The sequence below is a fragment of the Ectothiorhodospira lacustris genome, assembly GCF_022227785.1.
In the GTDB taxonomy this organism is placed as follows: domain Bacteria; phylum Pseudomonadota; class Gammaproteobacteria; order Ectothiorhodospirales; family Ectothiorhodospiraceae; genus Ectothiorhodospira; species Ectothiorhodospira lacustris.
In genome coordinates this window covers 34,104-44,380 of sequence record NZ_JAJNQM010000018.1, presented here as the reverse complement: position 1 = coordinate 44,380, position 10,277 = coordinate 34,104, and the positions used below count along the sequence as shown (strand labels likewise).

Annotated in this window: 8 protein-coding genes; 1 reads left to right on the top strand and 7 read right to left on the bottom strand. The window is 66.8% G+C overall.

Annotated elements, in window-relative coordinates:
* The 3 genes from LQ952_RS05505 to kaiC all read right to left on the bottom strand — a co-directional run.
* Positions 1 to 1,379: PAS domain S-box protein (locus LQ952_RS05505; RefSeq protein ID WP_238621654.1), on the bottom strand; the 1,379-nt coding region annotated here is incomplete at its 3' end.
* Positions 1,376 to 1,669, bottom strand: coding sequence for a circadian clock KaiB family protein (locus LQ952_RS05500; RefSeq protein ID WP_238621653.1), 294 nt, complete (start codon positions 1,667 to 1,669; stop codon positions 1,376 to 1,378). The genes LQ952_RS05500 and LQ952_RS05505, both read right to left, overlap by 4 nt.
* Positions 1,669 to 3,429 (bottom strand): circadian clock protein KaiC, encoded by a 1,761-nt coding sequence (gene kaiC / locus LQ952_RS05495; protein ID WP_238621652.1) that lies wholly within the window; start codon positions 3,427 to 3,429, stop codon positions 1,669 to 1,671. The genes LQ952_RS05500 and kaiC overlap by 1 nt, the downstream gene beginning before the upstream one ends.
* Before the next feature lie 232 nt (positions 3,430 to 3,661).
* On the opposite strand from kaiC, the gene tsaB reads away from it, so the two are divergent.
* The gene (gene tsaB / locus LQ952_RS05490; protein ID WP_238621658.1) at positions 3,662 to 4,354 is read left to right on the top strand and encodes a tRNA (adenosine(37)-N6)-threonylcarbamoyltransferase complex dimerization subunit type 1 TsaB; all 693 of its coding nucleotides are present in this window, start codon (positions 3,662 to 3,664) and stop codon (positions 4,352 to 4,354) included.
* 96 nt (positions 4,355 to 4,450) lie between these two features.
* Here the strand turns inward: tsaB and truD are convergent, their stop codons facing one another.
* The 4 genes from truD to relA are packed head-to-tail and all read right to left on the bottom strand — an operon-like array spanning position 4,451 to position 10,260.
* Positions 4,451 to 5,479, bottom strand: a complete 1,029-nt coding sequence (gene truD / locus LQ952_RS05485; RefSeq protein WP_238621651.1) for a tRNA pseudouridine(13) synthase TruD — start codon at positions 5,477 to 5,479, stop codon at positions 4,451 to 4,453.
* 27 nt (positions 5,480 to 5,506) lie between these two features.
* A complete protein-coding gene (yoaA, locus tag LQ952_RS05480; protein ID WP_238621650.1) occupies positions 5,507 to 7,447 on the bottom strand; it encodes a DNA repair helicase YoaA in 1,941 nt (646 codons plus the stop codon).
* The gene (locus tag LQ952_RS15970) at positions 7,444 to 8,043 is read right to left on the bottom strand and encodes a tetratricopeptide repeat protein (protein WP_238621649.1); all 600 of its coding nucleotides are present in this window, start codon (positions 8,041 to 8,043) and stop codon (positions 7,444 to 7,446) included. The genes yoaA and LQ952_RS15970 overlap by 4 nt, the downstream gene beginning before the upstream one ends.
* A gap of 45 nt (positions 8,044 to 8,088) precedes the next feature.
* Complete coding sequence (relA, locus tag LQ952_RS05470) at positions 8,089 to 10,260, bottom strand: GTP diphosphokinase (protein WP_238621648.1); 2,172 nt, start codon at positions 10,258 to 10,260, stop codon at positions 8,089 to 8,091.
* Positions 10,261 to 10,277: the final 17 nt, after the last annotated feature.

Here is a 10,277-nt window from a genome sequence, read left to right as displayed (position 1 = left end):
TCCGGCGCTTGCAGGCCGAACACGCCTATCACCTCATCGTTGATCATCAACGGCAGGCTGGCGAGCGAGTGGATCCCCCGCTGCAGGTGAGCGCCCTTATCCAGGATCCGCACGTCGCTTGCGACATCGTTGACCAGGATCGCCTTACGTTCGCGCACCGCCATCGCGGAGGGGCCGTACCCGCCCGGCGCGTCGTCCTGAAGCATCATGCAGGATTTCGCATCGGCGAGAATATCATCGGTACCTGCCGAGGCGGCCGGCACGAGCTTCATCGAAGTGGGGTCGGTGAGGCCAATCCACGCCATGCGGAAACCACCGGCCTCGACGGCGATGCGGCAGGCTTCCTCGAACAACTCGTCGCGGGTGCGCACGCGCACGATCAGGCCGTTGATCCGGCTCAGCATCGCGTTCACCCGGTTCAGGCGCTGGATGCTGAGCTCGGCGCGCTTGCGCACGGTGATGTCGGTGGAGACCCCGGCGAGACGCACGATGGTGCCGGCGGTATCGCGCACCGGGAAGCCGCGGGATTCGATCCAGCGGACCGAGCCGTCGGGGCGCACGATGCGGTATTCGATCTCTATCTTGCCCTCCATCAGCTCACTGCGCATTTTCTTCAGCGTCGCCGCACGGTCATCGGGGTGGATCGCATCGCGCCACGAGTCCGGGTCGACGTACAGGCTCTCGCAGCTGCGGCCCCAGATCTCCGCGTAGGCCGGGCTCACATACAACATCCCGCCCACCTTGTCGCGCAGGAAGAAGACGTCGCGGATGCTCTCGGCCATCTCGCGCAAGCGCGTCTCGCTCACGCGCAGGTCCTCTTCGGCCTGCCTTCTCTCCGAGATATCGATGTGCATGACGATAGCACCGTTCCCGCCGTCCTCAGTGAGCGGGGTCGCGCTCATCAGGAACCAGCGCTTCTCGGTCGGTGAGTGGCAGGGATACTCGAGCGAGAAGCGCTTTGTCTTGCCCGCGAGCACCGCGCGGATGCCGGCGGCGGCCTGGCTCGCCTCGGCGGAGCCTTCTCCTTGCGCCTGGTCGCAGACCCGGAGGTAGTCGACGCCGACGCCATAACCCGGGCACTGTGCAGCATTGGCATCGCCGAAATGCCGCCACGCTTCGTTCACGGAGACGATGACACCCTGGGCGTCGAGCAGGACAATATGTGCGGGAAGGGCGTTGAGCACGGCAGCCTGCTTCGTGGCCTCGATATGGCGCAGCCGCTCCTGGGCGCTCAGTAGCAGGAAGGGCCTGCCCTCGGCGTCGCTCACCGAGTCCACTTCGCCCGCGGTGAGCAACTCCAGGCGCTGCCCGGTCTCGTGCAGTGTGGCGATCAGCGCGGAAATCTCCTCTTGCGCGCCCTCTGTGGGAGACGGCTTCATTCCGGCACGCCCTGCAGTCCCAAAGCCTGCATCAGTGGCAACCTCTGGCTGAGGGAGCCCACCACCTGCACGGGGGCGGGGAGAGGTGCGAGCTTGATCAGTGTCGGCGTCATGAAGATGCCATCGGCAAGCGCGCGCTGTGGCTCGCGGAACACGTCCACCACCTCGATCGTATGACGACCTGCCAGGTGCTCCCGGCACACCGCGCCAAGGTTGGACACCGCCTGGGCCGAGTTCCAGGCATCGCCGGCCACATAGAGCCGGAAGCTGAACTTCTCGCACCCAGTCATCACTGGCCATCCTTGTCTTTGTCTTCCGCGACATCGGCGCCGCGCAGCACTTCCATGCGCGTGCGTTTGCGCGAGGTTTCGCCCCGGCGCGTGGCGGTGGCGCGCATGAGCAGCGCCTTCTCGGTCTTCTTCGCCTTGAGCTCCACGCCCAGCGCCCGCAGCCGCACCTCGAGTTCCGCCTCCTCGGCGTCAAGCCTCACGCGCTTGACCTTTCTGGCGACCTCGGCCGTCTCGGCGGCTGCACGCTCTGCGCCTTCCTTCTGCCAGCGCAAGGTGCCCATGAGTACCTCACCGCCTGCGCTGTAGGTGTCGGCAAGGGTCACGCCCTTGTTGCTGAGGATCAGTTCGCGCACCTGGTTCGAGTGCGCCGTGCCGCGCGACTTGATGATCGAAAGGGCACGGTTGCGCTCCCCCGACTGCACCAGGTAGCTCAAGTGGATCCAGGTATCGGCAAGCGTGGAGATCTGGCGGAACGTGCTGTCTTCTGATGGAACGGTCCGCTCATCGACCAGGCAGCTGCACAACAGCGTGATGCCCTCGACCTTCGACCAGTTGATGAGCCGCTCCGAGATTCTGTGTGCGCTCAGGTGGGTGCCGGACTGTGACGACCAGGTTGACACCGGGTCAATCACCAGACAGCGGGCCTTGTGCTCCTTCGCCAGGGACATGATGTGCGCCAGGTAGAGCTCCGCACTTCCGGATATGGCGCGCGCGGAGACCATGCGCAGGTGCCCGTTCTTGACGTAACGCGCCAGACGAATCCCCACTGACGCGAGGTCGCGGATGACCTCGTTGGGGTCGGAACTGAAGCTCACGAACAGGGTGCGTTCGCCGCGCTGGCATGCGGCTTGCGCGAAGAGGCCAACCAGCGTGGTCTTGGCCGTACCGGGAGAGCCCGTAATCAGCGCACACACACCGCGGTAGTAGCCGCCGCCGAGCATGGTATCGAGCCGCTCAAGGCCGCTCGAAACGCGCTCTTTGCTCACCGTGAGCGAGCCGCGCTCCAGCGGGTGTGCCACCGAGACCTCGAACCCGTCTTTGCCGATGAGGAACGGCAACTCGTTCTCGTCGAAGTTGGTACCGCGATACTTCTGAACCCTCAGGTTGCGCTGTGACACGCCCAGCACCACCTTGTGGTTGAGGATGACCGCGCAGTCCACCATGAACTGCATGAAGCCGAAGGACTCCTGGCCCATAAGGAAAACATCGTCACCAAAGGCCTTGGCGGTGATGACTGCGGTCAGCTCGTGCGCCAGCAGCCAGCCATGCAGGCGATAGGTTTCCGCGCGTCTGGCGGCGGGGTCGGGGAGCAGCGCGAGCACGATGTCGAGGGCGTCAAAGACGATGCGCCGCGCGCCAGTCGACTCGATCATCGCCTGCAACGCGGCCAGCATGCCGTTGAGATCAAAGCTACCCGACTGCACCAGATCGGGCACGGGCTGCGCGTCGACGAACGAGAGCCTTTCGCGCTGCAGCTCAGGGAGGTTCCAGCCGAAGCTATGGGCGTTCGCGAGGATGCGCGTCGAGCGCTCTTCGAAGGCGACAAAGATGCCCGGTTCCTCGAGGCTGCGCGCGCCGTGCACCAGGAATTCCAGTGCAAAGACGGTCTTGCCCGAGCCGGGCCCGCCCAGGAGCAGCGTGGTGCGCCCGCGAGGCAGCCCGCCCCCGGTGATTTGGTCGAAGCCGGAGATGCCGGTCGGCGCCTTTTCGGGCGCCCCGGGAACGGCGTTGTCGGTATTTGATGGGTGGGAGGCGTTCAAGTGGCTGTATCCTCCCCAGGTGCATCCATCCCCGGATGATCCCCGCTATGCACTGCATCGTATGTGCGGTAGGCCACCGAGTGCGAAATTCTGCCCCTGCCAGTCGAAAAACCCCATCAATCTCCGGCTGGACAAACGCACATCGGGGCGGTTACGGTGCCCGGCATGCGAAAGCAGAATCAGATCACGCTCCATATTCACTACCAAGCCCCCTGAAAACCCGCGCAAAATGATGAAACTGCTGGCCATTGAAACCGCCACCGAGGCCTGTTCCGCCGCCCTGCTCCTGGACCGGGATGTCTGGGTCCGCTTCGAGGTGGAACCCCGCGCCCATGCCCGCCTGATCCTGCCCATGATGGAAGGACTGCTGGCGGAGGCCGGATTATCCCTGGGGCAGCTCGATGCCCTGGCCTTCGGGCGGGGGCCGGGAGCCTTCACCGGCGTCAGGATCGCCACCGGGGTAATCCAGGGGGCCGCCTTTGCCGCCGATCTGCCGGTGGTGCCCGTCTCCACCCTGGCGGCCCTGGCTCAGCAGGGCCTGGATGAAGGGGCGAATCAGGTCCTGGCCGCCCTGGATGCCCGCATGGGGGAAGTCTACTGGGGTGCCTTCCGGGGGGATGAGGATGGCCTGGCCATCCCTGCAGGAGAAGAGCAGGTCTGCGCCCCGAGCGATGCCCCCTTGCCGGAATGGCAGGGCTGGCTCGGGGTGGGGCATGGCTGGTCGGCCCATGGGGACGTGCTGACCAACCGCTTCCGGGACTGCCTGAGCGGGGCGCCGCTGGCGGACTGCCTGCCCAGCGCCGCCGAGGTTGCCCGGCTCGCCGCCCGGGATTTTACCCAAGGCATGGCCGTCCCGGCGGAAGCGGTGCTGCCGGTGTACCTGCGCAACCGGGTGGCGGAAAAACCCGGGCGCCGGACCCTCTGACGGCACGGCGCCTGTCCCGGACTCCCCCCTCATCCCCGGCCCTCCTCCCTCAGGGGGAGAAGGGAGTATCCGTGGCCAAACCCGGGGCCTTCCAGGTTAACCCTCTCCACCGCCGGCACCGGTGTCGGCAAAGACCTCCACCAGGGTGGTGGCGAAGGCCCCGGCGGGCAGGGTGAAACCCAGCTGCAGGGTCTGTTCGTCCTCCCAGGTCCAGGTCAGGGCCTGGGGGCGGATGCGCAGGGCGCGCCGTTCCTGGGTCAGGCCCGCCGCTTCCAGCCCCTGGGCCAATACCGGCATCGTCGCCGCGATACCGGACTCCAGTGCCGCCACCGCACCCGTCGTCGGCAATTCGCCCCGCCCCCACAGGGGACCGGTCACATGCAGGGCCTGCTCTGCAACCCGGTCGGGCACCGTCGGGTCATCCTCCTGGTAAATGAAGAAACTGCCCCGGCCATCCAGTTGCAGAGCATCGCCGGGCAGCGCCTGGTCCCAGGTTTCGTCTTCGAGCCGGGCCGCCAGCACCTGGTTGAAGATTTCCGAGCGGGCCGCGGACAGGTAGATCCCCCGCAGTTTCTGGTCGCGCACCTGCAGACTGCCCTGGAACAGGGCCTGCGCCTTGGCGATATTACCGCCGTCACGGCCAAAGCGCTGGGCACCGAAAAAGTTGGGCACCCCCCGGCGTTGCATCACCGTCAGCCGCTCTTGTGCGATGTCTCGATCCCCCTCACACTGACGCAACACCAGCACGAACCGGTTGCCCTGTAGGTGGCCGGTCTGGAGCTTGCGGCGATGCCGCCGCGACTCCAGGATCTCCACTTCCGGCGGCAGGTGTTCGGACCAGGCGGGGGCTTCCCGTCCCGGTAGATGGACGCTGAACCACTGGGTGGTCACCGCATGACGGTCCTTGCGGCCCGCATAGCCCACGGCACGGCGCGGCACATCGGCGATGCGCCCCAGCAAACCGGCGACGGTATCGGTATTCATGCCCCGCTTGCGGATGCTCAGCCAGACATGCTCGCCCTCCCCCTCCGGTAGGGTTGCGGGGATCTCTTCCACCAGGAAATCTTCGGGGCGGCGGCGCAGGACGGCCGTCAGGGGACGGGGAAGGCTATGGAAGGCGGTCATCAGGGAACTCGATCGGGTTGTAAAAGTTCAGGCGTGCGGACAGGACGGCTCACCCAGGCCCTGCAGAAAACCCCGGGCCTCCGCAAGGTCCTTGACCCGTCCCACCGGCGGCAGGCTTTTCAGGAAGATCCGGCCATAGGACTTGGTCTGCAGACGGGGATCACACAGCACCAGCAGGCCCTTGTCCTCCGGATCACGGATCAGGCGTCCCACCCCCTGCTTGAGGGCGATCACCGCCTGGGGGATCTGCAGCACGGTAAAGGGACTGCCGCCATCCCGGCGGACGGCTTCCAGGCGGGCCTCCAGTACCGGGTCACCCGGCGAGGCGAAGGGCAGACGGTCGATGATCACGCAGCTCAGGGCGCGGCCCCGCACATCCACCCCCTCCCAGAAACTCTGGGCCCCCAGCAGGACTGCATTACCCGCTTCACGAAAGCGGGCCACCAGCTCCTGCCGGGGCGCCGTTCCCTGCACCAGCACGGGCCGGTCCAGATGTCGGGACAGCCAGGCGGCGGCCGCCTGCAGGGCTTTGTGGCTGGTAAAGAGCATGAAAGTGCCGCCCGGGTTGGCCTCGATCACCGGCAAGGCGGCCCGCGCCACCGCCTCCGTGTAACGGGGATCATTGGGTTCGGGCAGGCCCGCGGGGATATAGAGCCGGGCATTGCCGGCATAGTCGAACGGACTGTCCAGCTGCAGGCCACGGGGTGCTTCCAGACCCAGGCGCCGGTTGAAGTGATCAAAGCGGCCATCCACGGACAGGGTCGCCGAGGTGAAGACCCAGGCACTGTCGCAGGCGCCGCGATGCTGGCGGAACAGCCCCGCCACATCCAACGGCGTCAGGTGCAGACTGAAGGTCCGGGTCCAGGTTTCGTACCACTGGACCGCCTCCGCCTGGGGGCCGTCGAACAGGGCCAGGCGCTGCATCTGGTCCAGGGCCCGCCGGGCGCAACCCTCCAGGCCCTTACCCCGTTCCGCCGCCACCTCCAGGGCCTCGGTCAGGGACTGCAGGGCCGCGCGCAGACCCTGCAAGGCCTCGTCCATACCCGCCCTGGCCGCCAGGGCCGGCCAGGGCGCACGACGCATGCCCTCCCCCATGGCCAGCCGGAAATCCTTCACCGCCCTGCCCAGTCCATCCGCCCGCGCCCGTAGCTGGGGCATGTCCGGGGCCTCGTTCACCTGCTCCGAGACGGTATCCCGGGCCAGTTCCAGTAACTGCCGGGCACTGAGGCTGACACCGAAGAAACTGCCGGCCACCTCCGGCAGCTGATGGGCCTCATCCAGGATGAAGGCCTCCGCCGACGGCAGCAACTCACCAAATCCCTCGTCCTTGAGTGCCAGATCCGCGAACAAAAGATGATGGTTGATCACCACCAGATCGGCCTCCTGGGCGCGGCGACGGGCCCGCAGCACAAAACACCCGGAGTATTCAGGGCACTCCGCCCCCAGGCAGTTGTCCGCCGTGGAGGTCACCCGGGGCCAGATTTCCGCATCCTCGGCCAGTTGAGACAGCTCCGCGGTATCCCCGGTGCGGGTCCCCGCCGCCCAGCGCTCCACCAGCCTCAGGGGGGCGTGCAGCCGGGCCTCCAGCAGCGGCCCTTCGGCCGCGGCCAGGCGCAGGCGATGGGGGCACAGGTAGTTGGAGCGCCCCTTGAGCAGGGCACAGCGGACCGACACCCCCAAGGACCGGCAGATCAGGGGCAGGTCCTTGTGAAACAGTTGGTCCTGGAGATTGCGGGTGCCGGTGGAGACGATGACCTTGCGGCCGCTGAGCAGGGCGGGCACCAGGTAGGCAAAGGTCTTGCCCACGCCGGTGCCCGCCTCCACCACCAGGGTTTCACCATCCGCCAGGGCCTGCTCCACGGCAGCGGCCATCTGCTGCTGGGGCAGACGGGCGCGGAACCCCTCAATGGCATCCGCCAGGGGACCGGTGTCCCCCAGCACCGCCGCCGCCGATATCTGTTCGGTCATCCGGTGCGTCCCGGCTGCAGCGCCCGGGCACGCTCCAAGGCATTCTGTGCACCCCGCTCATCTCCCCGCAAACGCCGGGCCTGGGCAATGATGCGCCAGTTGTCGGACTGCAGCGCCCGGTCGCTCCCGGCCAGGCTGTTGGACTTGGCGGCCAGGCTCTCCGCCTCATCGGCCTGCCCCTGATGCAACCGCACCATGGCCAGTTGATGCCAGAGCCCGGCATCAGCCGGGGCAATGCGCAGGGCACGCTCCAGGGCGGCGGCGGCCCGATCCGGCTGCCCGGCGGCCATGTGACGATCCGCATCCCCGGCCAGGGCCACCACGGCGGGGGCCTGGGGAGGGCGGGCCGGGGGCGCCGGGTCGGCCCGGTCACCGGCACCGGCGGGCACGGCCGGACGCTGCGCCCGGGTATCGCCGGCAATCACCGGGGCCTGGGGGGCACGCACTTCAGGCTGAGGGGCAGGCGCCGGGATCGGGATCGGGGCCTGCGGCACCGGCGCGGGTACCGGCACGGGTGTTGGGGGCGGCGGACGCAGGTCGGGTACAGCAGCGCAGCCGGACAGGAGCAGCAGCACCAAGGCGGTCGAATACCGCACCAATCGATCACAGGGTCTCACAAACGACTCCTCCAGATATAGCGGCTAGCCGGTGGCCACCCGCCGCACCGCAAAGATGTTCGGCAGGGCTCCGATCTTGTCCATCACCGTACTGAGCTGCCCCGTATCGGTAATCTCCAGGGTCAGATCCATGGTGACGGAGCGTTCCGCCGGGTCGGTGCGGGTGGAGGCGGCCAGGACATTGATCCGCTCATTGGCCAGGACCTGGGTGATGTCCCGCAACAACCCCTGGCGGTCAAAGGCCTCGACGTGGACCACCACCGGATAGGCCTGACGCTCCTCCCCCCAGGTCACCTCCACCAGGCGATAGCGCTTCTCGGTAGGCATGCGCAGGATATTGATGCAGTCCCGCCGGTGGATGGTCACCCCCTTACCCCGAGTGATGTAACCGACGATGAGGTCCCCCGGTACCGGCCGGCAGCAACGCGCCACCTGGGTGAGCAGATTGCCCACACCACGGATCTGAATGCCCTTTTCGCCAGTGCCGCCCTTCTCCGCAGGACGGCGGCTGCGCCGTCCCATGAGGGTCTCTTCAGCAGTCAGGGCCATGGGCACCTGCATGGCGCTGGCCAACTGGGCCGGAGTGATCTCACCCGCACCGACGGCCACCAGCAGTTCATCCCGACTGGGCTGATGGAAGCGCTTGAGCAGTTCATCCATATCCGGCTCGCTCACGCCCTGACGCTGGGCCTCCCGCTCCAGGATCTGACGCCCCTCATGGAGGTTCTTGTCATGATCCTGGAGCTTGAACCAGCTGCGGGCCTTGGACCGGGCTCGGGAGGTGCGCAGATAGCCCATATTGGGATTCATCCAGTCCCGGCTGGGGCCGCCCTGACGGGTGGTGAGGACCTCGACCCGCTCACCGGAGCGCAGCTCATGGGTCAGGGGCACGATGCGGCCGTTGACCTTGGCGCCCCGGCAACGATGCCCCACTTCGGTATGAATGGCGTAGGCAAAATCCAGCGGGGTGGCCCCCTTGGGCAGGTCCACCACATCCCCCCGAGGGGTCAGCACGAAGACCCGATCCTGGAACAGCTCGGAACGGAAATCCTCCAACAACTCCCGGTCATCCTCCTGGTGATCCAGCAAGCGTCTGAGGGAGGCGATGGCACGCATCAGGGCCTGATCCTCACGCCCCCCTTCCTTGTAGCGCCAATGGGCGGCCACCCCCAGTTCGGCGAACGCATCCATATCGCGGGTGCGGATCTGCACCTCCACCACCTTGCCGTTGGGGCCGATGACCGCCGTATGCAGGGACTGATAGCCGTTGTCCTTGGGGTTGGCAATGTAATCGTCGAACTCCTTGGGAATGTGAGGCCAGCAGCTGTGCACCACCCCCAGTACCGCGTAGCAGGTGGAAACCCGGTCCACGATCACCCGCACCGCGCGCAGGTCATACAGGTCCTGAAATTCCAGCTGCTTGCGATCCATCTTCTTCCAGATGCTGTAGATGTGCTTGGGCCGACCCCGCACTTCCCCGGCCACATACTCTTCCACCAAGGCCTGGCGCAGGCGTTCGGTGAAGTCCTGGATGTACTGCTCCCGCTCCAGCCGACTCTCTTCCAGCAGCTTGGCCACCATGCGGTAGTGATCCGGGTCCTGGATGCGGAACGCCAGGTCTTCCATCTCCCACTTGAGCTGGGCCACGCCCAGACGGTTGGCCAGGGGGGTGAAGATCTCCTGGGTCTCCCGGGCATAGGCCCGGGCCAGTTCATCCGGCTCCTGGGACATCAGCCGCAGATGCTGCAGGCGATAGGCCAGCTTGATGAGCACGGCCCGGACATCGTCCACCATGGCCAGCAACATGCGGCGCAGCCGCTCGGCCTGCTCCGGCGCCCCGTCCAGCTGACCCGGGGCACTGCGGAATGTGGTGAGCAGATGTACGTTCTTCACCAGCCGGGTGACGTGCTCACCGAAGTGGCGGGACAGGTCCTCGTCGGAGAGACTGCCGTCGAAATGGGCATCCAGCAACAGCGTGGCGATCAGGGTGTCCTTGTCCACCCCCAGCACCCGCAGGTTCTCGGCCACGTCCAGGCAATGGGGCTGGCGGGTCTGACGCTCGTGATCCGCCAGGGCATAGGTGAGGGCCATGGACAGACGGACATCGGTCCCTCCCCCGGGAGGCGTAAAACGCGCCGCCAGGGCTTCGCGGGACTCATGGACCAGGGACGACTTGTCGTATCGGGTATGACGCATGGGGGCAGAGTATATCC

What these genes read in the sequence shown, in the direction of transcription:
- LQ952_RS05500 (WP_238621653.1), bottom strand. Translation starts at nt 1,669, where the DNA reads ATGACTGGGTGCGAGAAGTTCAGCTTCCGGCTCTATGTGGCCGGCGAT.
- tsaB (WP_238621658.1), top strand. Translation starts at nt 3,662, where the DNA reads ATGAAACTGCTGGCCATTGAAACCGCCACCGAGGCCTGTTCCGCCGCC.
- truD (WP_238621651.1), bottom strand. Translation starts at nt 5,479, where the DNA reads ATGACCGCCTTCCATAGCCTTCCCCGTCCCCTGACGGCCGTCCTGCGC.
- yoaA (WP_238621650.1), bottom strand. Translation starts at nt 7,447, where the DNA reads ATGACCGAACAGATATCGGCGGCGGCGGTGCTGGGGGACACCGGTCCC.
- relA (WP_238621648.1), bottom strand. Translation starts at nt 10,260, where the DNA reads ATGCGTCATACCCGATACGACAAGTCGTCCCTGGTCCATGAGTCCCGC.